Annotated in this window: 26 protein-coding genes and 3 pseudogenes; 24 read left to right on the forward strand and 5 right to left on the reverse strand. The window is 68.3% G+C overall.

Translation table 11 applies throughout. The annotated features are described in order from the left end of the window. Both ACFYTS_RS32965 and ACFYTS_RS32970 read left to right on the forward strand, forming a co-directional pair. Positions 1-243, forward strand: a pseudogene (locus ACFYTS_RS32965) (esterase family protein); the annotation flags it as partial. A 126-nt stretch (positions 244-369) separates the two neighbouring features. After that, positions 370-1623 (forward strand): Nramp family divalent metal transporter, encoded by a 1254-nt coding sequence (locus tag ACFYTS_RS32970; protein ID WP_387309280.1) that lies wholly within the window; start codon positions 370-372, stop codon positions 1621-1623. 9 nt (positions 1624-1632) lie between these two features. Here the strand turns inward: ACFYTS_RS32970 and ACFYTS_RS32975 are convergent, their stop codons facing one another. Beyond that, on the reverse strand, positions 1633-2421 hold the full coding sequence (locus ACFYTS_RS32975) for an enoyl-CoA hydratase-related protein (RefSeq protein ID WP_387309281.1): 789 nt from the start codon (positions 2419-2421) through the stop codon (positions 1633-1635). Between the two features lie 127 nt (positions 2422-2548). On the opposite strand from ACFYTS_RS32975, the gene ACFYTS_RS32980 reads away from it, so the two are divergent. Further along, complete coding sequence (locus ACFYTS_RS32980; protein WP_357285044.1) at positions 2549-3790, forward strand: TetR family transcriptional regulator; 1242 nt, start codon at positions 2549-2551, stop codon at positions 3788-3790. A gap of 61 nt (positions 3791-3851) precedes the next feature. Here ACFYTS_RS32980 and ACFYTS_RS32985 read toward each other — a convergent pair whose 3' ends face one another. Next, positions 3852-5333 carry an aldehyde dehydrogenase family protein gene (locus tag ACFYTS_RS32985; RefSeq protein WP_357285048.1) on the reverse strand — a complete coding sequence of 494 codons (1482 nt, stop codon included), beginning with the start codon at positions 5331-5333 and terminating at the stop codon, positions 3852-3854. Between the two features lie 332 nt (positions 5334-5665). Between ACFYTS_RS32985 and ACFYTS_RS32990 the strand changes: the two genes are divergently transcribed. The 4 genes from ACFYTS_RS32990 to ACFYTS_RS33005 all read left to right on the forward strand — a co-directional run bounded on the left by ACFYTS_RS32990 (position 5666) and on the right by ACFYTS_RS33005 (position 9492). Further along, positions 5666-6673 carry an ATP-binding cassette domain-containing protein gene (locus ACFYTS_RS32990; RefSeq protein WP_357285051.1) on the forward strand — a complete coding sequence of 336 codons (1008 nt, stop codon included), beginning with the start codon at positions 5666-5668 and terminating at the stop codon, positions 6671-6673. Beyond that, complete coding sequence (locus tag ACFYTS_RS32995) at positions 6670-7479, forward strand: ABC transporter permease (RefSeq protein WP_387309282.1); 810 nt, start codon at positions 6670-6672, stop codon at positions 7477-7479. Before ACFYTS_RS32990 ends, ACFYTS_RS32995 begins: the two co-directional genes overlap by 4 nt. After that, complete coding sequence (locus ACFYTS_RS33000; protein WP_357285054.1) at positions 7476-8366, forward strand: ABC transporter permease; 891 nt, start codon at positions 7476-7478, stop codon at positions 8364-8366. The genes ACFYTS_RS32995 and ACFYTS_RS33000 overlap by 4 nt, the downstream gene beginning before the upstream one ends. A 97-nt stretch (positions 8367-8463) precedes the next feature. After that, the gene (locus tag ACFYTS_RS33005; protein ID WP_387309283.1) at positions 8464-9492 is read left to right on the forward strand and encodes an SDR family oxidoreductase; all 1029 of its coding nucleotides are present in this window, start codon (positions 8464-8466) and stop codon (positions 9490-9492) included. Positions 9493-9525: 33 nt separating this feature from the next. Here the strand turns inward: ACFYTS_RS33005 and ACFYTS_RS33010 are convergent, their stop codons facing one another. Next, positions 9526-10758 carry a lycopene cyclase family protein gene (locus ACFYTS_RS33010; protein ID WP_387309284.1) on the reverse strand — a complete coding sequence of 411 codons (1233 nt, stop codon included), beginning with the start codon at positions 10756-10758 and terminating at the stop codon, positions 9526-9528. A 61-nt stretch (positions 10759-10819) separates the two neighbouring features. Continuing rightward, complete coding sequence (locus ACFYTS_RS33015; RefSeq protein ID WP_357285062.1) at positions 10820-11296, reverse strand: hotdog fold domain-containing protein; 477 nt, start codon at positions 11294-11296, stop codon at positions 10820-10822. Between the two features lie 193 nt (positions 11297-11489). On the opposite strand from ACFYTS_RS33015, the gene ACFYTS_RS33020 reads away from it, so the two are divergent. The 16 genes and pseudogenes from ACFYTS_RS33020 to ACFYTS_RS33095 all read left to right on the forward strand — a co-directional run. Further along, the gene (locus tag ACFYTS_RS33020) at positions 11490-11915 is read left to right on the forward strand and encodes a hypothetical protein (protein ID WP_357285064.1); all 426 of its coding nucleotides are present in this window, start codon (positions 11490-11492) and stop codon (positions 11913-11915) included. 495 nt (positions 11916-12410) lie between these two features. Then, the gene (gene rpsJ, locus ACFYTS_RS33025; RefSeq protein WP_040804197.1) at positions 12411-12716 is read left to right on the forward strand and encodes a 30S ribosomal protein S10; all 306 of its coding nucleotides are present in this window, start codon (positions 12411-12413) and stop codon (positions 12714-12716) included. 14 nt (positions 12717-12730) lie between these two features. Continuing rightward, positions 12731-13396, forward strand: coding sequence for a 50S ribosomal protein L3 (gene rplC, locus ACFYTS_RS33030; RefSeq protein ID WP_357285067.1), 666 nt, complete (start codon positions 12731-12733; stop codon positions 13394-13396). Further along, positions 13393-14064 carry a 50S ribosomal protein L4 gene (gene rplD, locus ACFYTS_RS33035; RefSeq protein WP_357089175.1) on the forward strand — a complete coding sequence of 224 codons (672 nt, stop codon included), beginning with the start codon at positions 13393-13395 and terminating at the stop codon, positions 14062-14064. Before rplC ends, rplD begins: the two co-directional genes overlap by 4 nt. Beyond that, a complete protein-coding gene (rplW, locus tag ACFYTS_RS33040) occupies positions 14061-14366 on the forward strand; it encodes a 50S ribosomal protein L23 (RefSeq protein WP_067712168.1) in 306 nt (101 codons plus the stop codon). Before rplD ends, rplW begins: the two co-directional genes overlap by 4 nt. Before the next feature lie 32 nt (positions 14367-14398). Beyond that, the gene (gene rplB / locus ACFYTS_RS33045) at positions 14399-15229 is read left to right on the forward strand and encodes a 50S ribosomal protein L2 (protein WP_067712165.1); all 831 of its coding nucleotides are present in this window, start codon (positions 14399-14401) and stop codon (positions 15227-15229) included. Between the two features lie 14 nt (positions 15230-15243). After that, positions 15244-15525 carry a 30S ribosomal protein S19 gene (rpsS, locus tag ACFYTS_RS33050; protein ID WP_019931198.1) on the forward strand — a complete coding sequence of 94 codons (282 nt, stop codon included), beginning with the start codon at positions 15244-15246 and terminating at the stop codon, positions 15523-15525. Next, positions 15522-15923 carry a 50S ribosomal protein L22 gene (gene rplV / locus ACFYTS_RS33055; RefSeq protein WP_213558069.1) on the forward strand — a complete coding sequence of 134 codons (402 nt, stop codon included), beginning with the start codon at positions 15522-15524 and terminating at the stop codon, positions 15921-15923. The genes rpsS and rplV overlap by 4 nt, the downstream gene beginning before the upstream one ends. Next, positions 15924-16730 carry a 30S ribosomal protein S3 gene (gene rpsC / locus ACFYTS_RS33060; RefSeq protein ID WP_033091021.1) on the forward strand — a complete coding sequence of 269 codons (807 nt, stop codon included), beginning with the start codon at positions 15924-15926 and terminating at the stop codon, positions 16728-16730. Between the two features lie 3 nt (positions 16731-16733). After that, a complete protein-coding gene (gene rplP / locus ACFYTS_RS33065; RefSeq protein WP_213558068.1) occupies positions 16734-17150 on the forward strand; it encodes a 50S ribosomal protein L16 in 417 nt (138 codons plus the stop codon). Continuing rightward, positions 17150-17389 carry a 50S ribosomal protein L29 gene (rpmC, locus tag ACFYTS_RS33070; RefSeq protein ID WP_040804215.1) on the forward strand — a complete coding sequence of 80 codons (240 nt, stop codon included), beginning with the start codon at positions 17150-17152 and terminating at the stop codon, positions 17387-17389. Before rplP ends, rpmC begins: the two co-directional genes overlap by 1 nt. Next, positions 17386-17682 carry a 30S ribosomal protein S17 gene (gene rpsQ / locus ACFYTS_RS33075; protein ID WP_357285070.1) on the forward strand — a complete coding sequence of 99 codons (297 nt, stop codon included), beginning with the start codon at positions 17386-17388 and terminating at the stop codon, positions 17680-17682. Before rpmC ends, rpsQ begins: the two co-directional genes overlap by 4 nt. Before the next feature lie 240 nt (positions 17683-17922). Then, positions 17923-18516: a hypothetical protein gene (locus ACFYTS_RS33080; protein WP_379276771.1), complete on the forward strand. Its 594-nt coding sequence runs from the start codon at positions 17923-17925 to the stop codon at positions 18514-18516. Positions 18517-18750: 234 nt separating this feature from the next. Beyond that, positions 18751-18822 (forward strand): annotated as a pseudogene (locus ACFYTS_RS33085) (hypothetical protein); the annotation flags it as partial. A gap of 173 nt (positions 18823-18995) precedes the next feature. Next, a complete protein-coding gene (locus tag ACFYTS_RS33090; protein WP_387309285.1) occupies positions 18996-19091 on the forward strand; it encodes an FAD/NAD(P)-binding protein in 96 nt (31 codons plus the stop codon). A 154-nt stretch (positions 19092-19245) separates the two neighbouring features. Then, a pseudogene (locus ACFYTS_RS33095) lies at positions 19246-19488 on the forward strand (3-carboxy-cis,cis-muconate cycloisomerase); the annotation flags it as partial. A gap of 8 nt (positions 19489-19496) precedes the next feature. On the opposite strand, the gene ACFYTS_RS33100 reads toward ACFYTS_RS33095, so the two are convergent. Continuing rightward, on the reverse strand, positions 19497-19919 hold the full coding sequence (locus tag ACFYTS_RS33100) for a DUF5997 family protein (protein WP_357285076.1): 423 nt from the start codon (positions 19917-19919) through the stop codon (positions 19497-19499). 60 nt (positions 19920-19979) lie between these two features. On the opposite strand from ACFYTS_RS33100, the gene ACFYTS_RS33105 reads away from it, so the two are divergent. Continuing rightward, positions 19980-20942 (forward strand): LysR family transcriptional regulator, encoded by a 963-nt coding sequence (locus tag ACFYTS_RS33105; protein ID WP_387309286.1) that lies wholly within the window; start codon positions 19980-19982, stop codon positions 20940-20942. Positions 20943-20983 lie beyond the last annotated feature (41 nt).

Consider the following 20983-nt stretch of genomic DNA (forward strand, 5'->3'; position numbering starts at 1 on the left):
TACGACACCCTCAACGGCGCCTACGCGCTGCCCGGCTCCTACGGCCTGGCCAACCAGATGATCATCGGTGGCGTCATCGAGGCGGGCACCAACTTGTGCAGCCACAACCTCGCGAACAAGCTGAACTCGCTGGGCATCCCGGCCACCTACAACTTCCGGCCGACCGGTACCCACTCGTGGGGCTACTGGAACGACGAGTTCATCGCGTCGTGGCCGCTGCTCGCCCAGGGTCTCGGCATCTAGAGACCCACGCGCACAACGTGATACGGCCCGGCACCGGAAGGTGCCGGGCCGTTCGCCGTTATGGCTGTGGTCACAGGGTGCACGGAAGGGCTAAACAAAAAGTTCGGGAACCCGTAAACTCATCTTGTGAGTACCAGCGTGGCCGATAAGAGCAGCACCCCGTTCCAGCGAGCGCGGTCGGCCAGTGTGCTGCTGGGCCCCGCCTTCGTCGCCGCGATCGCCTATGTCGATCCCGGCAATGTCGCCTCCAATATCAGCGCCGGCGCCGAATACGGCTATCTGCTCGTCTGGGTCGTGGTGATGGCCAACATCATGGCCGGGCTGGTGCAGTTCCTGTCCGCGAAACTCGGCCTGGTGACCGGCCGCTCCCTCCCGGAAGTGGTGCGCGCCAAGGCCGGTCGCTGGGTGCGGCTCAGCTATTGGGCCCAGGCCGAGACCGTCGCGGTGGCAACCGATCTCGCCGAGGTCGTCGGCGGCGCCATCGCGCTCAACCTGCTGTTCGGACTGCCGCTCATGGTCGGCGGCATCATCACCGGCTTCGTATCGATGATCCTGCTGCTCATCCAGAACCATCGCGGGCAGCGGCCCTTCGAACGCGTCATCACCGGACTGCTCGGCATCATCGCCATCGGATTCCTTGCCTCCGTGGTCATCTCACCGCCCTCCGCGTCCGGCACCGTCGGCGGCCTGGTGCCCCGCTTCGCCGACTCCGGCAGCGTGCTGCTGGCCGCCGCCATGATCGGCGCGACCGTCATGCCGCACGTGGTCTACCTGCACTCCGGCATGGCCCGTGACCGGCACGGGCACCCCGAGGTCGGCGCGGCTCGAAATCGCCTGCTGCGCATCACCCGCTACGACGTCGCCCTGGCCATGCTGCTCGCGGGCACCGTGAACCTGGCCATGCTGCTCATGGCCGCCAAGACCCTGCGCGGCCGCGAGGGCGTCGACACCATCGAGGGCGCGCACGCCGCGGTGCAGGACGTGCTCGGTCCCGTCGCGGGACTGCTGCTCGCGGTCGGCCTGCTCGCCTCCGGGCTGGCGTCCACCTCCGTCGGGGCCTACGCGGGCGCGATGATCATGCAGGGTCTGCTGCACCGGCACGTCCCGCTGGTGGTGCGCCGCGTGATCACGCTGATCCCCGCCCTGGTGGTGCTCGCGGTCGGCATCGATCCCACGCGGGCGCTGATCATCTCGCAGGTGGTGCTGTCGTTCGGGATCCCGTTCGCGCTCATCCCGCTGGTCCGGTTCACCAGCGACCCGGAACTCATGGGGGAGAACGTCAATCACCGCGTCACCACCGGGTTGGCCTGGCTGGTGGCCGCCATCATCACCACGCTCAACGTGGTGCTGATCTACCTGACGGCCACCGGAAAGGGCTGACGCCGGGCGCTACTCGGCGAAGACGGCCGTGCGCTTCTGCAGCATGGCCGCCGCGCCCTCGGCGAAATCGCCAGAGCCCAGCAGTTCGCACTGGCCCGTCTTCTCGGCGGCCAGCGCGGCCTCGAGCGAGGTCAGCGCCGCCGCGTTGAGGGCGCGCTTGGTGAGCTCCAGCGCCCGGCGTGGGCCGTGCGCCAGCTTGGCGATCACCGCCTCCACCTTGGCGTCCAGTTCCTCGTCGGAGTACACGCCCGCGATCAGACTGTGCTCCAGGGCCTTTCGGGCCGGGAGCCGCTCGCCCAGCAGCGCCATCTCGGCGGCCAGCGGCCGCCCGGCCGCCGCTGCCACCAGCGCCGCCGCCCCGCCGTCGGGCATCAGGCCGATATTGATGAAGGCCAGCAGCAGGTAGGAGTCCTCGGCGGCGTAGGCGAGATCGGCGGCCAGCGCGAACGCCACGCCCACCCCGGCGGCCGCGCCCTTGACCCGGGCGACGACCGGGATCGGCGCGTCCACGATGGCGCGGATCATCCGGTTGGCCACGTCCATGGTCATCTCGGGCGTGATGCCGCGGGCCTTCTCCTCCGGGGCGGAGGACAGGTCGGCGCCGGTGCAGAAGTCGCCGCCCTCACCGGTCAGCACGATGACCCGGACCGCCGGATCCGCCGAGGCCGCCAGCACGGCGTCGCCCAGGCCCGCCATGGTGTCGTAGCTGAGCGCGTTCTTGCGTTTGGGATTGGTGATGGTGATGCGCAGGATGCGCCCGTCCTTGATCGCGGTGTACCCCGGCGTGCTCGTGGTCATCGGGCGCTCCCCAGATATATCTGCGGCCTGGCCGCAGGCTGTGTGTTCGGCTTTGCGAATTGTGGTTAACTTAGGAGCGTTCGTCCGGCACTGTCAACAGCCGGTGTCATCGAGAAGGAGAAACTGTATGGTCGCCGATCGCAGCGAGGCCGCCCTCGCTACCGGGCGACCGGCCGGTACTCCCGACGGGGAATCCGGCCCCCGCCGTCGCCCCAAGAACCGCAAGGCGCAAATCGTACGAGTAGCGGCGCGAGCCTTCGCCGAACGCGGCTACCACCCGGTCGGCGTCGACGAGATCGCGGCCGAGGTCGGCATTTCCGGCCCCGCCCTCTACCGCCACTTCCGCAACAAGTACGCCCTGCTGGTCGCCGCCGCCGAAATGGGCGCGCAGCAATTGCTCGACGCCGCCAAGGCCGCCGACAATCCCGACCTGGAACCGGAACCACGACTCACCGCGCTGATCCGCGGAATCGCCGAGTACACCATCGACGTGCGCCGCGAGGGCGGCCTGTACCGGTGGGAACGCCGCTACCTGGAACGCGAGGACCGCGCCCGCATCCGGGTCATCTACACCGAACTGCACGACACCGTCGCCGCCGCCATCGCCGCGCTCTACCCCGACGCCGATCCGGCCGACACCCAGCTGCGGGCCGCCGCCCTGCTCAGTGCCATCGGATCCATCACCGCGCACCGCACCGCGCTGTCCACCACCCGGCTGGTCAACCTGCTCACCGAGATCTGCTGGGACATCCTGCGCGCCGACCTGCCGCCCGCGCCCGCCCCGGCCACCGGCGAGCCGCTGGTGCGCGGCCTGCCCGTCATCTCCAAGCGCGAGCAGCTGCTCACCGAGGCCATCCGCATCTTCGGACGGCAGGGCTACCACGAGGCCAGCATCGAGGAGATCGGCGCGGCCGCGGGCATCAACGCCTCCAGCGTCTACCGCTACTTCGCCAGCAAGGCCGACCTGCTCGCCGCCGCCTTCCACCGCACCGGCGAACGCGTCGCCATCGCCAACAACGAGGCCCTCGCCGAGGCCACCAGCCGCTCGGACGCCGCCGTGCGGATCGCGGACCGCTTCGCCCGCATGACCTTCGCCATGCCGGAGATCCTGCCGGTCTACTTCTCCGAATTCTCCAATCTGCCCGCCTCCGAACAGCATCGGCTGCGGTCCGTGCAGCGGCAGAACGTCCTGGAATGGGCGAACCTGCTCGACGGCGACCAGGTCGAGGCCCGCTTCCGGGTGCACGCCGCCATCGCCCAGGTCATCGACGTGGGTCGGCGCATCCGATTCGACGGACGGCCGGAGAACCTGGCCCGGGTGAGCGCGCTCATGCGCGCGGTGCTGCTGGGCGCACCCGCCGCCGAATAGGTCCGGCGAACAGGTCGGGCCCACCGCCGAATCGGCCTCGGCGGCAGGCCCTCCCGAATCCTCAGACCCGGTGCCGCATCCGGAACAGCGCCCGCGCCACCCGCAACCGGCGCGGATGCTTCTCGAACGTGCCCGAGGTGATCTGGTCCGGCGGGTGCTTCTCGGTGATCGTCTGCGGCCGCGTGAACTCCCGCAGCGTGCGCGGATCCCGGATCCGTCCGGGACCGTTCACGCCGTACACCGGGGCCGTGTTCACCGTGATCAGCTCACTGCGCAGCCGGGCGGCGAACTCCGGGACCGAGCGGACGTCGCGGGTGAACACCGAGACCGTGCGCGGCTTCCGATCCGCGTTCACGCGATCGGCGGCCTCGTCCATCGTGGCCACCCGATTCACCACCAGCACCGGCCCCACGGGCTCGCCGGTCACCGCGGCGCTGTTCTCCGGCACCTCGGTCAGCACGATCGGCTCGATGTAGGGCTCGCGGATCGATTCCAGGCTCCCGACCACCAGCCGCGCGCCCCGGGTCACCGCGTCGCGCACCTGGCGGCGCACCACGTCGATCTGGGCGTCCACGATCATCGGCCCGTAGGAGGCGCGCCGGTCCGCGCCGGGCCGCAACCGCCGGGCCTGATCGGCGACCAGCTCCAGGAACGGCTCGTACACCGAGTCGGCCACGTACACGCACTGCACCCCGGCGGGCTGCTGGCCCGAATTGGCCATGGCGCCGTACACCGCGGCGGCCGCGGCGCTGTCGAGCTTGGCGTCGACCTGGACCACCATCGACCCACGCCCGCCCGGCTCGATGACCAGGGGAGTGGACGCCTCGGCGGCCAGCGCGGCCACCTCGCGCGCCCCCGCGCCCGACCCGGCGTAGGCGAGCTTGTCCACCGGTGCGCGGCACAGGGCGGCGGCGGTGCCGCTGTCGCCGGTGACCACTTGCAGCACCGGCTGATTCGGGGCCAGGTGATTCCAGGTGTCGGCCAGCCACGCGCCCACGCCGGGCGTGAGTTCACTGGGCTTGAACACCACCGCGTTGCCCGACGCCATCGCGCTGGCGATCGAATTCATCGGGGTGAGAACGGGATTGTGCCAAGGCCCCAGCACGCCGACCACACCCAGCGGCAGGTAGCCGATGGTGCCGGTCGGTTCGCGGCGCAGTGTGGCGCCCAGCCGGGTGGTGCGGCCCAGTGTCCGTTCGGCATGTCGCGCAACCCAATCCAGGTGCTCGACGGCCAGGGTGACCTCGATGGCCGCGTCGATGCGCGGCTTGCCGGTCTCGCGGCTGATCAGTTCCACCAGGTCGCGGGTGCCGCGGGCGAGGCTGCGTTTCCAGTCCAGCAGCCAGCGTTTGCGGGCATCGAATCCCAGTGCCGCCCACCATTGTTCGGCGCTGCGGGCGGAGCGCACGGTGCGGGTCAGTTCGCCCGCCCCCATGCCTGCGTATTCGCCCACGACTTCCCCGGTTCTGGGGTCATAGGACGTGAGTACCTTGGATCTGCGCGCGCCGGCGCGTCCTGCTGCCGGCTGCGCCGACTCGGCCATGGTCAACCTCTCGTGGCCTGTGAATGTCTCTCCCCGCCAAGGCCAGACTATGGTTCGAGGCGCAGATGCGACAAGGTAGCGAAATCGCCGCATACCGCCCGGTCTGCGCCTGGATCAGCGGCTATTCGGCCGGCCCTCGATTTGTGACCAAGGGCACAGTTTGAAATTCGCTGCTTCGGCAAAGAAACGGCCTCCCGCGCGGCACGCCGGTAACATCACGGCCGGCGGTGTGGATCATCCCGGCGGGCGGTAACTACCGCCCCCGCGCGATGTGGGGACCCGCCGCCCCGGGGCGACATCGTTCAGCCCGACCAGCCGATAGTGGAGAGTTGATGCCCAGCTTGGACAGACCGGAACCCGTAGCAGCCGACGATCCGGCCGTTTTCGTCGAAGACATTCGCAAGTCCTTCGGCGATGTGCACGCGCTGCAAGGGGTCAGCTTCACCGCCGCCCGCGGCCAAGTCCTCGGTATCCTCGGCCCCAACGGGGCGGGCAAGACCACCACGGTCAAGATCCTGTCCACCCTGCTGCGCCCGGACTCCGGCGTCGCCCGCATCGCCGGGCACGACGTCCGCACCGATCCGGCCGCCGTGCGCCGGTCCATCATGATGACCGGCCAGTACGCCGCCCTCGACGAAAACCTCTCGGGACGCGAGAACCTCGAACTCTTCGGCCGCCTCATGGGCCTGCCCCGCAAGGCCGCCCGGCAGCGCGCCGACAACCTGCTCGAGGAATTCGACCTCACCGGCGCCGGCCGCCGCGCGGTCCGGCACTACTCCGGCGGTATGCGCCGCCGCGTCGACATCGCCTGCGGCCTCGTGGTCCGGCCCGAGGTGGTGTTCCTCGACGAACCCACCACCGGTCTGGATCCCCGCTCGCGCCAGGGCGTCTGGGACCTCGTCACCGCGCTCAAGACCCAGGGCATCACCGTCCTGCTGACCACGCAGTACCTCGAAGAGGCCGACGTGCTCAGCGACAACATCATCGTCATCGACAAGGGCACGGTCATCGCCGAAGGCACCGCCGACGCCCTCAAGGAGAAGACCGGCGGCAGCTACTGCGAGGTCGTGCCACTCGACCCGACCCAGCTGACCAAGGTCGCCGACGCCCTCGGCGACCTGGTGCCCGCCGCGGTCCGCGCCGAACTCTCCGGCGACCGGCTGTCCATCCCCGCCCCCGAGGGCGCGGCCACCCTCTCCGAGGCGCTGCGCCGGCTCGACAGCGCGGCCGTCAAGCTCGCCGACATCGGCCTGCGCCGCCCCTCGCTCGACGACGTCTTCCTCACCCTCACCGGGCACTCCGGCACCAAGGAGACCGTCGGCGCGGAAGGCGCCGCGTGACCGCGCTCGCGGCGAACGCCGCCGATCTCTTCGCCGGGGTACCCCCGGCCCGGCCCAACAGCTTCGCGCAGTGGCGGGCCCTGACCGGGCGCGTGGTCTGGGTGATGTTCACCAAGGGCGAGATGCTCATCGCGGTCATCGTGCCGCTGGTCTTCACCCTCGGCTTCTACCTGCCGCTGCGCTACGTGATGAAGTTCCAGGGCATCGACTACGCCCAGTTCGTCATGCCGATCATCGTGCTGCAGACCATGTCCTTCACCATGATGTCCAACGCGCAGCTGGCCGCGTTCGAAGCCATGACCGGACTCAACACCCGCATGCAGACCATGCCCATCGGCAAGATGGTGCCGCTGGTGTCGCGATTGTCCGCGGGCTTCGTGCGCTCGGTGGTCTCGCTGATCGCGGCGCTGGGCTGGGGACATCTGATCGGATTCCACTTCGTCGCCGGCTGGGGTCAAGCCGCGCTGTTCTGCGGGTTCTCCCTCGCCGTCGGCACCATCCTGGCCATCGGCGCCGACGGGCTCGGGTCGCTGACCAAGAGCCCCGAATCGCTGAGCCAGGCCCTGACCCTGCCGACCCTCATCTTCGGCATGCTGTCCTGCGGCTTCGTGCCGGAGAACGGATTCCCCGTCTGGGTGCGGCCGTTCGTGCGCAACCAGCCCATCTCGCAGTTCTCCTTCGCACTGCGCGACATGGCTCAGCACGGGGTGACCTGGAATGTGTTGTGGGTGCCGCTGGTGTGGCTGGGCGGCCTGCTGGTCGTCTTCCTGCCGCTGGCGGTCTGGGCGAGCGTGAGGCGGTCATGAGCACGGCGACCACGGCCGAGACGGCCGTCGACAAATCCGGGGACCCGGTGACCCAACTCGATTCGTGGGCGGGGCATGAGCCGCTGCCCGTGGTGAAGCCCCGCTCGGAGCGCGCGCTCTCGGTGTGGGCGCAGCAGAGCGTGATCCAGTGCAAGCGCATGCTCATCGGCTGGATGCGCGACCCCGCCACCACCATTCAGACCTTGGTCTACCCGGCGGCCACGCTGATCATGTTCCGGATCGTGCTCGGTGACTCGATCACCATGGCCACCGGCATGCCCAGCATCTACGGCACCGTGCCGATGGTCATGCTGGTCGCGGCCATGTCCGGATCGGTGGTGAGCGCGCTCGGCTTCAAGGTGGAGAAGGCGACCGGTCTGCTCGGGCGGTTCTACACCATGCCCATCCACCGCGCCGCCGGGCTCACCGGGCGACTGATGGCCGAGGCCATTCGCGTGGTGATCACCTCGCTGTTCGTGCTCGCGGTGGGCGTCGCGCTGGGCTTCCGGTTCTGGTACGGGCCCGCGGCTTCGATTGCCATGCTGGCGATTCCGGTGCTGTTCGCACTCGGATTCGCGGTGCTGGTGACGGCGCTGGCCACCCTCACCGAAGGCGTCATGCTGGTGTCGCTGGTGGGCATCATCAACACGCTGCTGATGTTCTTCAACTCCGGGTTCGTGCCGGTCTTCGCCTACCCGGTGTGGTTGCAGAAGACGGTCGAGAACCAGCCGATGAGTACGGCCATCGACGCCATGCGCGGCCTGTCCTACGACGGGCCCATCGCGACCCCGCTGTGGAAGACCGCCGCCTGGGCGATCGGCATGATCGTGGTGTTCGCCTACCCCGCCATCCGCGGGTACCGGCGCGCGGCCGAGACCGGAGCCTAGACACGCCGGGAACCGGTCGGGCGGACACGCCCGACCGGTTCCCCCCGGGTGTGACCCTCAGGGTTCCAGTGGCGTGCGTCACGTTAAGGTGGCCCCCATGTCATACCTGGTGACCGGGGCAACTGGGTTCATCGGTCGGTTTCTCGTACCCGAACTGCTGAAGCGCGGCGCGGACGTTCACGTCCTGGTGCGGCCGGGCGAGGACTCGGTGCTGCGCTACAACCGCTGCCTACGCGACTGGGGCGACCGCGACCGGGTCCACCCGGTCCGCGGCGACCTCGCCGCGCCCGGCCTCGGTGTCGACGCGAGCTGGATTGCCGCGCACCGCGGTTCGATCGACCACGTCTTCCACCTGGCCGCCGGGTTCGACGCCACCGGCGCGGGCGGCGGCACCCTCCGGGTGGCCGAACTCGCGGGCGCGCTGGAAGCGGGACGACTGCACCATGTTTCGACCATGCGCGTGGCCGGGGCCTGGGAGGGCGTGTTCACCGAGGACATGACCGACGTCGGCCAGCTACTGCCCACCCCTCACCAGCGCGCCATGTTGCGCGCCGAACAGGAGGTGCGCGACCAGACCGCGGTGCCCTGGCGGATCTACCGCCCCGCCATTGTGATCGGCCACTCCCGCACCGGCGAGATCGACCGCATCGACGGCCCCTACTACTTCTTCCGGCTGCTGCGCATGGCCGCGCAACTGCCGCGCATCCTGCCCGTGGTGGCGCCCCAGCTCGGCGAAACCAATATGGTGCCGGTCGATTTCGTGGTCCGCGCGCTCGACCACATCGCGCACCGAAACGGCGACGGGCCGGACACCTACCACCTGGTGGACCCGCGCGAGCAGAGCGTCGCCGAGGCCTTCAACCTCTTCGCCGACGAGGCCGGCGCCCCGCACCTGATCGAGGTGATGCCCAAGCAGACCCTCGACGTCACGCTGCGGGTGCCCGGCATGGGGTGGGCGCTGCGTCAGATCGGCATCCCGATGGAGGTCATCGAGGACTGCGAGTTCGCCTGCCGCTTCGACTCCCACAATGCCGCGGCCGCTCTCGCCGGGACCGATATCAAGGTCCCGCCGCTGGCCGCCTACGCCGGGGTGGTGTGGAAGTACTGGATCGAGAACTGGGTCTGAGGCGCGCGAGCCCGCGTCGTGGCTGCCGCGGCCTCAGGGCGTGTCGTCCCCGGGCAGCAGGCTGTCCGGGGGCAGCAGCAGATCGTCCAGTGTGCGGGCCCGCCCGTAATCCCAACCGACCCAGCGGTTTCGATTGGTCCAGCCGACCAGGTCGTACCGCCACGTGAACGGCCAGGTGGTCGCGACCGTCATGAACAACGCCGTCCCCAGCGCCGAGTAGTCGTCGTGCGCCGACAGCAGGGCGCGCTGCTGCCGCGGCGGCCGGGTGAAGAACGCCTCGAACATGGCGATGGACTGCGCGGTGGTGAGCCGCCCCAGCCCGTACACGCCGCGCATGCGCATCCAATAGACCAGCCGCGCCTGCCACGGCCACAGCGCCTCGATCGGATCGGTGCCGCGCTGCACCGCGTCCAGCGCGGTGTCGACCAGCGCCAGCGAATCCGCCACGCAGTACCCGGTGATCGGATGCATCATGCCGCCGCGCGAACCGAACGGAATCACCGCGCCACGACCGGCTTTCGGCGGCAGTTCGTCGAGCGGATAGTGGGCGGCCTCGGTCGGCTCGTCGCCGCGCAGCCGAATCCCGTGCGCCGCCAGCCGATTCAGGGTGCGCCGCCGCAATTCGTGCTGCGGCATGCCGCCGCGCAGGCCCAGGCTGGTCTCCTCGAAGATGACCGTGCCGTCGCCGAGTGGCACCGAGTACAGGAACGACGGCGGCTCGTCCGGGCCCGCGCCGTTCTCGTCGCGCCAATCCAGCAGCAGCCCTTCACCGGCGGTGACCAAGGGCGCGGCGATGTCCTCGTCCACGAAGATGCCGTGCGCGCTGGCCGTGCGGCGCGCGCCCGGCGTGGCCTGGCCGCGGGTGTCGAAGACGGTGGCCGCGCGCACCTCGGTGCCGTCGGCAAGCTCCACCCGGTGCGCCTCCACGGTGCGGGCGCGACCGGTGATCACGGTGGCGTCGTCGAGCGGGAGCGCGTCGAACAGGCCCTGCTTGGACAGCACGCAGTAGGGCCGCGGAATGCGGTGCTCGGTGGTGGTCCACACCGCGGGCGCCTCGATCCGGCTGGCGATGGCGCTGTGCCCCAGCCAGTGCGGCAGTTCGTCCACCCAGCAGGAGAAGGTCGGGGCCCACAGCCGCGTCGGCCGCGGATCCACCGCGACCACCCGCAGGCCCGCCACCATGGCGCGGTGCGCCAATGCCCGCCCCGTGGGACCGAGCCCCACCACACACACGTCGGCGGCCCTGCCGACCTCCCGGCCACTCATACCCGCATTCAAACAGCCGGGACCCGTGCACGCCAGGTCGGTCCCGACTTCGCGCACCCGATTACTTGGGCGTCACCCAGGTGGTGATGTCGGCGTGCACGACCTCGAGCCCGGACCGGTCGTAGATCGACACCGGCACCACGAGTTCGCGCCCCTCGGTGATCTGCGCGAAATCGGGCACCTCGTCCAGCTGCGCGACCGCCCGCAGGCCCGAGTTGGCCTTGGCCAGGTACTGCACGTTCATGGCCTTGGGAATCCAGCGGTGGGTGTCGGGCACGGTGGCCTCCGACAGCATCCCCATCGCCACCTCGGCCAGGTTGCACGCCGCGATGGCGTGGAAGGTCCCCAGGTGATTGTGGATGCCGAACCACTTGGGCGCGGTCACCTCGCACAGCCCCGGTTCCAGCCGTACCACGCTCGGCAGCACGGTGCCGAAGTACGGCACCCGGGCCACCATCCCGAGCGAGAACAGCGTGTGCCCGATCCGGTTGTCCGGAAGCTTCTTCCACCCGCGATACGTAGCGGTCTCTTTACCCATGACCCGTATCTTACTCAAAAGTAAGTTCCATGGAAGTGCCGTGTCGTATAGGTCATCGGATCGGTCGGCAGGTTGCCTGGCCGCGCGAAACCAGCCGGTTGCTAGTTATCTGGGAAGGCTGCGCCACGAGCGCGGCTGGGAGCCGGTACCACCCCGGACCGGCTATCGGGGAAATATAGGAGTTCTCGACATCATGCGTATTCGCACCGCGGTGGCCACTGTCGGCATCGCACTCGCGGGGGCGGCCGCCGCCACCGCGTCCGCCGGCTCGGCCGCCGCCTTCACGCCGTACAGCAACCCGGGTGAGGGCATCATCCTCGGCGTGGACCTGACCCACGATGAGACCGTGGCCCTGTCCAACACCTGGATCCCGGCGGCCATCACCCAGATCAACGGCGGTCACAATATGATCGCCCCCGACCCGTACTACTCCGACCTGGTGGTCGACGGCCGCCCGCACGGCAACATGACCCAGGTCATCGGCGAGGCCGCCGATGTACCGGGCGGGCAGGTCGGCCTGTACCTGGTCGACCCCGCCCGGTTCCGCGGCGGCAACTTCCTGTTGCTCCAGGATCTCGGCGGCTGGGACTATTACCTGCGCCACATGCACGACAACTGAGGGTGAAATGGCCGGTGCGCGAACCGAATTCCGCACCGGCCGGCACGCGGGCCGGGCCGGGGGGCTCGACCGGGTGTGACCAGGGCCATTGGCTCGGGGGTGGGGGAGGGGGCGATTTGAAGTGGGGCGGGGGCTCGAGGCATACTGTTCGGGTTGCCCACACCGGGTTGCGTCTTTTCCGTTGGATCGGCGCTGGTGGTGGGTGAGCAAGACCCAATTTTGCACCCCGCTGATTTGCGGCGTGGGTGCGTCCGGAACAATGTTCCGAGGCTTGTAAGGATTTTGGTCCGGGGCCGAGGAATGAGCGGCGGAGCGACACGCCCGACCGCGTGGACCGGATGAACCATGACAGATGAACAGCGGCGATGGATCGGGCCCGAGGGCCTAGGTCGTGTGGTGGCTGATGCGTCTTCGTGTGTTCGGCAGTGCAAATGAGGGTGGTTCGGGAGTGAAAGCTCCTGGGCCACAACGCAAGCGGAGAAAAGGACACTCAGCGTGGCGGGACAGAAGATCCGCATCAGGCTCAAGGCCTACGACCATGAGGCGATCGACGCGTCCGCGCGCAAGATCGTCGAGACGGTGACCCGTACCGGTGCCCGTGTGGTCGGCCCGGTGCCGTTGCCCACCGAGAAGAACATCTACTGCGTCATCCGGTCGCCGCACAAGTACAAGGACTCGCGCGAGCACTTCGAGATGCGTACGCACAAGCGGCTTATCGACATCCTCGACCCGACGCCGAAGACGGTTGACGCCCTGATGCGTATCGACCTGCCGGCCAGCGTCGACGTCAACATTCAGTGACGGGGACTTCGAATATGACTGACAACAAGAGCCGTCCGGCCGCGGGCATCCTGGGCACCAAGCTCGGCATGACCCAGGTCTTCGACGAGAAGAACCGCGTCGTTCCCGTGACCGTCGTCAAGGCGGGCCCGAACGTCGTTACCCAGATCCGTACCCAGGAGCGCGACGGCTACGCCGCCATCCAGGTCGCGTACGGCGCCATCGACCCCCGCAAGGTGAACAAGCCGGTCTCCGGTCAGTTCTCCAAGGCCGGTGTCACCCCTCGCCGCCACATCGCCGAGCTGCGCGTCGCCGACGTCGCCGCCTTCGAGGTCGGCCAGGAGATCAACGCGGACGCCTTCGAAGAGGGCAGCTACGTCGACGTGACCGGCACCTCCAAGGGCAAGGGCTTCGCGGGCACCATGAAGCGCCACGGCTTCCGTGGTCAGGGTGCCTCGCACGGTGCGCAGGCCGTGCACCGTCGTCCGGGTTCCATCGGTGGTTGCTCCACCCCGGGCCGTGTCTTCAAGGGCATGCGCATGTCGGGCCGTATGGGTAACGACCGCGTCACCACGCAGAACCTCTCGGTCCACAAGGTGGACGCCGAGAACGGCCTGCTGCTGATCAAGGGCGCGATCCCGGGCCGCACCGGCGGCATCGTGATCGTCAAGAGTGCAGTGAAGGGTGGTGCCCGGGCATGAGCACCGAGACCAAGACCAACCTGACGCTCACGGTCAAGGCCGCTGGCGGCAAGACCGAGGGCACCGTCGAGCTCCCCGCGGAGATCTTCGACGTGACCGCGAACATCGCGTTGATGCACCAGGTCGTCGTGGCCCAGCAGGCCGCGGCTCGCCAGGGCACGCACGCCACCAAGACCCGCGGCATGGTCCGCGGTGGTGGCAAGAAGCCGTACCGCCAGAAGGGCACCGGCCGTGCGCGCCAGGGTTCGACCCGTGCGCCGCAGTTCGCCGGCGGTGGCACCGTCCACGGCCCGCAGCCGCGTGACTACACCCAGCGTCTGCCCAAGAAGATGAAGGTCGCCGCGCTGCGTGGCGCTCTGTCGGACCGGGCTCGCAACGAGCGCATCCACGTGATCACCGAGCTGGTGGCGGGTCAGACCCCGTCGACCAAGGCGGCCAAGTCCTTCCTCGCCGAGCTGTCGGAGCGGAAGAACATCCTGGTCGTCGTCGGCCGTGAGGATGTCACCACGTGGAAGAGCGTGGCGAACCTGCAGGGCGTGCACCCGATCGCCCCCGACCAGCTGAACACCTACGACGTTCTCAAGAGCGACGAAATCGTGTTCTCGGTCGAGGCGCTCAACGCCTTCGTGCACGGCCCCGCCGAAGCTGCACAGGAGGAGAGCAAGTGACCACCATCGCCGACCCGCGCGACATTCTGCTGGCGCCGGTGATCTCCGAGAAGTCCTACGGACTGATCGAAGAGGGCACCTACACCTTCATCGTGCACCCGGATTCGAACAAGACGCAGATCAAGATTGCTGTCGAGAAGGTTTTCGGCGTCAAGGTGACCAGCGTCAACACCGCCAACCGTCAGGGCAAGCGCAAGCGGACCCGCTTCGGTTACGGCACGCGTAAGAGCACCAAGCGCGCGCTCGTCACCATCTCGGCCGACAGCAAGCCCATCGAGATCTTCGGAGGCCCGGTCGCGTAAGCGGCGGGGACTTCAGAAAGGCAGAAGAACTCATGGCAATTCGTAAGTACAAGCCGACAACCCCGGGCCGCCGCGGTGCCTCGGTCTCGGACTTCGCCGAGATCACCCGCTCGACCCCCGAGAAGTCGCTGCTGCGTCCGCTCACCAAGACCGGTGGCCGTAACGCGCAGGGTCGCATCACCACCCGTCACAAGGGTGGCGGTCACAAGCGCGCCTACCGTCTGATCGACTTCCGTCGCCTGGACAAGGACGGCATCCCGGCCAAGGTCGCTCACATCGAGTACGACCCGAACCGCACCGCCAACATCGCGCTGCTGCACTTCGCCGACGGCGAGAAGCGCTACATCATCGCGCCCAAGGGCATCGCCCAGGGCACGAAGATCGAGTCGGGTCCCGGCGCCGACATCAAGCCCGGCAACAACCTGCCGCTGCGCTCGATCCCGACCGGTACCACGGTTCACGCCGTGGAGCTGCGTCCGGGTGGTGGCGCCAAGCTGGCTCGTGCCGCGGGCATGTCCATCCAGCTGCTGGGTAAGGAAGGCGCCTACGCCGTCCTGCGTATGCCCTCCGGTGAGATCCGTCGCGTCGATGTGCGCTGCCGCGCCACCATCGGCGAGGTCGGCAACGCCGAGCAGTCGAACATCAACTGGGGTAAGGCCGGCCGTATGCGGTGGAAGGGCGTTCGCCCGACCGTCCGTGGTGTGGTCATGAACCCGGTCGACCACCCGCACGGTGGTGGTGAGGGTAAGACCTCCGGTGGTCGCCACCCGGTCTCCCCGTGGGGCAAGCCCGAGGGCCGTACCCGTAAGCCCAACCGTCCCAGCGACAAGCTCATCGTCCGCCGCCGCGGCAAGAAGCGTTAAGGAGGAGGTTAGACATGCCACGCAGCCTGAAGAAGGGCCCGTTCGTCGACGAACACCTCCTCAAGAAGGTGGACGTCCAGAACGAGAAGGGCACGAAGCAGGTCATCAAGACCTGGTCGCGTCGTTCCACCATCATCCCCGATTTCATCGGCCACACGTTCTCGGTCCACGACGGCCGCAAGCACGTGCCGGTGTTCGTGTCGGAGAACATGGTTGGACACAAGCTCGGTGAATTCGCGCCGACCCGCACGTTCAAGAGCCACGTCAAGGAAGATCGGAAGAGCAAGCGGCGATGAGCACTGAAACTCAGAACCCGACCGCGCGCGCGACCGCCAAGCACGTTCGCGTGACGCCGATGAAGGCGCGTCGCGTCGTGGACCTGGTCCGTGGCCGTAGCGTGCAGGACGCGCTGAACATCCTGAAGTTCGCGCCGCAGGCCGCGAGCGAGCCGGTTGCGAAGGTTGTCGCCTCGGCGGCGGCCAACGCCGAGAACAACCTCGGCCTCAACCCGGCCACCCTCGTCATCTCGACCGCGTTCGTCGACGAGGGCGCGACCATGAAGCGTTTCCAGCCGCGTGCCCAGGGCCGCGCGTTCCGGATCCGCAAGCGCACCAGCCACATCACCATCGAGGTCGAGAGCGTGCCCACCGCCGGCGCTGCCACTCGTAGCCGCCGGAAGGGAGGGGCAAAGTAAATGGGACAGAAGATCAATCCCCATGGCTTCCGCCTCGGTATCACCACCGACTGGAAGTCGCGTTGGTACGCGGACAAGCAGTACGCGGACTACGTGAAGGAAGACGTCGCGATCCGCAAGCTCCTCGCCACCGGCATGGAGCGGGCCGGCATCTCGAAGGTCGAGATCGAGCGCACCCGTGACCGCGTGCGTGTGGACATCCACACCGCGCGCCCGGGCATCGTGATCGGCCGTCGTGGCGCCGAGGCCGACCGCATTCGCGCCGAGCTGGAGAAGCTCACCAAGAAGCAGGTTCAGCTGAACATCCTCGAGGTCAAGAACCCCGAGTCGGACGCTCAGCTGGTTGCTCAGGGTGTTGCCGAGCAGCTGTCCAACCGTGTGGCGTTCCGTCGCGCGATGCGCAAGGCCATCCAGTCGGCCATGCGTTCGCCGAACGTCAAGGGCATCCGTGTGCAGTGCTCCGGCCGTCTCGGCGGCGCGGAAATGTCGCGCTCGGAGTTCTACCGTGAGGGTCGCGTGCCGCTGCACACGCTGCGCGCCGACATCGACTACGGCCTGTACGAAGCGAAGACCACCTTCGGCCGTATCGGCGTGAAGGTCTGGATCTACAAGGGCGACATCGTCGGCGGCAAGCGCGAGGTCACCGCTGTGGCCCCGTCCGGCCGCGATCGTGACGACCGCCCGCGTCGCGAGCGTCCGAGCCGCCCCCGTCGCAGCGGTGCCCAGGGCACCACCGCGACCAGCACTGAGGCCGGCCGCGCCGCCACCGCTGTGGCGGAGGCTCCGGCAGAGAATCAGGAGGGCTGACCTATGTTGATGCCCCGCAAGGTCAAGCACCGTAAGCAGCACCACCCCGGCCGTTCCGGCATGGCGAAGGGCGGCACCGCGGTGACGTTCGGTGAGTACGGCATCCAGGCTCTCGAGCCGGCCTACGTCACCAACCGTCAGATCGAGTCGGCTCGTATCGCGATGACCCGCCACATCAAGCGTGGCGGCAAGGTCTGGATCAACATCTACCCGGACCGCCCGCTCACCAAGAAGCCGGCCGAAACCCGCATGGGTTCCGGTAAGGGTTCGCCGGAGTGGTGGATCGCGAACGTCAAGCCCGGACGCGTCATGTTCGAGCTGTCGTACCCGACCGAGGAGATCGCTCGTGAGGCCCTGCGCCGCGCGATGCACAAGCTCCCGATGAAGTGCCGGATCGTGACCAGGGAGGAGCAGTTCTGATGGCTACCGCCAACCCGACTGCAGAGCTCCGCGAGCTCGACAATGAGGCGCTCGTCGCCAAGCTGCGCGAGTCCAAGGAAGAGCTGTTCAACCTGCGCTTCCAGATGGCGACCGGTCAGTTGCAGAACAACCGCCGCCTGCGCGTGGTCCGCCACGAGATCGCGCGCATCTACACGGTCATGCGTGAGCGCGAGCTCGGCCTGGCCTCCGGTCCTGAAGGCAAGGGAGACGCCGCATGAGCGACGCCAAGGGCCCGGCCAAGACGCCGGCCACCCAGGAGGAGCGGGGCCAGCGCAAGACGCGCATCGGCTACGTCGTCTCCGACAAGATGAACAAGACCATCGTGGTCGAGCTGGAAGATCGCGTGAAGCACTCGCTTTACGGCAAGATCATCCGCACCACCTCGAAGGTGAAGGCCCACGACGAGAACGAGATCGCCGGTGTCGGCGACCGCGTGCAGCTGATGGAGACCCGTCCGCTGTCCGCCACCAAGCGGTGGCGTCTGGTCGAGGTGCTGGAGAAGGCCAAGTAGCCTGCTCCATGACTTGAACCAAGTCATTGATCACCGGTCCGCTTCCCCGTGGGGAAGCGGACCGGTGTGTTTTCGGAGGGAGAGTGCGGGAACCGCTTGCCATTCGGGAAGCGGTTCCTTTCTTTTTGTCCGGGTACTGGCCGGTAATGCCAAACCTGGACGAGTGTGACCAAACTGAAACCCCATATGTCCAAATGGAATTGGCGTGTCGCCCGGCAGAAGCGTTAGCGTGTACGAGCTATGAGGGATGCTGCGACAACAACTTCCGGGGCTTGGCGGATCGACGACCGGACCGCGGTGACTTTCCGCGACGCGGCCGTGGCCTGGTCCCTGGCCGCCCACGAGGTACTGGCCGAATGTGCTTCCGGCTACGGACATTTCGTCACAGTGAACGAACTGGCCGAGCGTGTTCAGGAGATGTCGGGCATTCGCACCGACGCGCCGACCCGCACCTGGATGGACGCCATCCTGCGCAAGGTCGCGCGGCGCTGCCACAATGCCGGCGAACCGCCGCTGACCGCCCTGTGCGTCAAGCAGAATCACAAGGTCAGCGACAGCTACAAGTACGTGTTGGAGCTGGCGCATCTGCCGATTCCCGCCGATCTCGAGGTGCATGCCGCCTACGCCCGGTGGCAGTGCTACGCCGCCTACGGCGCGGACATTCCGACCGACGGTGGTATTCCGCCGCTGATTCCGCGCAATGGCGGCGCGCCGCGCCGGGTCACCGCGGCGGCCGCGGCGCCGGTGGCAAAGCCGGAGCCGGAGGCGCGCAAGGCCGTGTGTGTCAACTGTTTCACCGAGCTCCCGGCCAATGGCGTCTGCTACTACTGCTGAGAATTCCGGCGCTGTTGACAATTCCGGCTGAGCAGACGTTCCGCACCGATTATTCTCGAGGGCCTGTTCCACCCACTGCTAGCCTCGGCGGCGTATCCGGATTCGAATACGGCTAATCGAGCGCGATCGGTGAGTCTGCATGCTCGACAATGTTTTACGGATCGCCATCGTTGGGTCGGTCCTTGAGGTCTGAATGTTTTCGAACGTGTTTGCGCCAATGCACGCCAATTAGGTATCGACGCCGGTGTCGAGCTGGTGGTCATCGACTCGAATCGGGTCGGCACCGGCTCGGCCTGGCGGACCGACCAGTCGTCACACCTGCTCGTGAACACCGTCGCCGAGCAGGTCACGATATCCACCGACGGCACCATCGAGATGGCGGGTCCGGTCGACCGGGGCCCATCCATTCCGAGTGGTCGAACTTCCTGGCCAAGATCGGCAATTTCGCGTGCCTGCCCACCACCGCCTTCGGTGTGGCCGTGCGGATTTCCCCCGACACCTATCCGCCACGCGCCTTCTATGGCCATTATCTGCGCTGGGCCTTCGAACGCACCCGTGATCGATACGCCGAATAGGTGCGGGTCCGCGAAATCGCGGCAACCGTGGTGGATATGCGCGAGGGCCCCGGCGGCTTCCAGGAACTGGAACTCAGCACCAGGGAGCGACTGCGCGGGTTGCACGCGGTCGTGCTCACCCAGCGCCATCTTGCCGAGGCCGCTCCGGCCGCGCCCGATCGCCGATCTGGCCGTCACCTCGGGCACCCTGGGCAAGCTGGCCGTCGACGTGATCTCCCGGTCCCGGGACCAGACCGCGGAACCGACCGAGCCCGCCGCACCCGGCCACGGGGAGTCCTCGGCCATGCCGCGGAAGCGGAACCCGGTGCTGAGCACCATGATTCGCGCGCTCCAGGTCCCGGCCCCGGCCTCGACCTTGTTCGGCGCGCTGCTGGCCGAGGACGAGCGTTCGGCCGGGGTGAATCCCTACTTGGGGCCGAAGAGGTTCTTGGGCGGACGGTTGCTGGCGGCGCGGCGCGCGGCGTCCTTCTCCTTGACCCGTTCGGCTTCCTTGCGGACGGCCACCAGGTTCTCGCGTTCGCGGACCAGCCATTCCGGCGGATCGGCGAGGAGGGCGGTGATCTCCTCGGCGGTGAGTGCGTCGGACACCCCCGCGCGGCCCAGGCCGGAGTTGGAGATGCCGAGTTTCCGGGCCACCACGTCGCGCGGGAACGGGCCGTTGGCGTACAGGTCGGTCAGCCACTGCGGCGGGTTGGCGCGCAGTTCCTCGAGCTGGGCGCGGGTGATGGGTGAGCTCTGGAACTCCTCCGGGGTAGCCGGGAGGTAGATGCCGAGTTTGTTCGCCGCGGTCAGCGGCTTCATGGTCTGGGTGTTCTTGTCCGGGCTCACCGGTCCAGCGTATCGGGCGGGTGGGGAGAACCCGCTGGCCGGTGCAATAACCTGGACCCCATGACAGGTCAGGGCCGGTTGGAGTCCATCGACGTCACGCGTCTGCGCTGGTTCGTCGCGGTTGCCGAGGAATTGCACTTCGCCCGGGCGGCGCGTGGCCTGGGCATTTCCCGGCAGCGTTTGAGCGGCACGGTCATCGAGCTGGAGGAAGAGCTCGAGATCAAGCTGTTCGTGCCGGGCGCGCAGCCGACCCAGTTGAGCGAGGACGGTCGCGCCGTGCTGGAGCAGGCCCGGGCGCTGATCGCGGCCGCCCCACCGGAACCGGTCGCCGCGCCGGAGGCGGTGGATCGCCTGCGCGTCGGTTTCGTCCCGGGCGTGACCGTCACCAAGTGGGAGCGCATCTGGGGCGAGCGTTTCCCCGAGGTCGCCCTCGACTTGATCCCGGTTCCGATGAAGGAGCAGGAGACGGCATTGCGCACGGACGCGGTCGACATGTGCTTCGTGCGCCTGCCCATCGACCGCGACGGCATGAGCGCGATCCCGCTCTACCGCGAGGTCCCGGTGGTCGTGGTCCCCAAGGACCACCCGATCGCCCTCTTCGATCAGGTCGCCACCGCGGATCTGGCCGACGAGCGCATGCAGGACGCCGCCGACCTGGACGACGCGGCCATGACCATGGAACTGGTGGCCGCGGTGAGCGGCGCCGCCATCGTCCCGCATTCGATCGCCCGCCTGCACCACCGCAAGGATCTGGTCTATCGCACGGTCACCGATGTGGCCGAGACCGAGATCGCGCTGGCCTGGCCGGCCGCCGCCACCACCGAGCTGGTGGAGGAGTTCGTCGGTGTGGTCCGCGGCCGCTCCCAGCGCAGTTCCCGGTTGCCGTCGGGGCAGCAGCCGGACAAGCAGGCCAAGCAGCAGTCCGCGCCGAAGCGCAAGCCCGCCCCCGCGAAAAAGCCCGCGGCCGCGGCCAAGTCGAAGCAGGGGGCCGCGCGGAAGCCGGGTAAGCGGCGCGGTCGCTGACCGTTTCAGGGGTCGACCTGGAGAAATCTCAGGGTCGACTC

This window comes from Nocardia sp. NPDC004151 (genome assembly GCF_042874235.1).
GTDB lineage: Bacteria > Actinomycetota > Actinomycetes > Mycobacteriales > Mycobacteriaceae > Nocardia.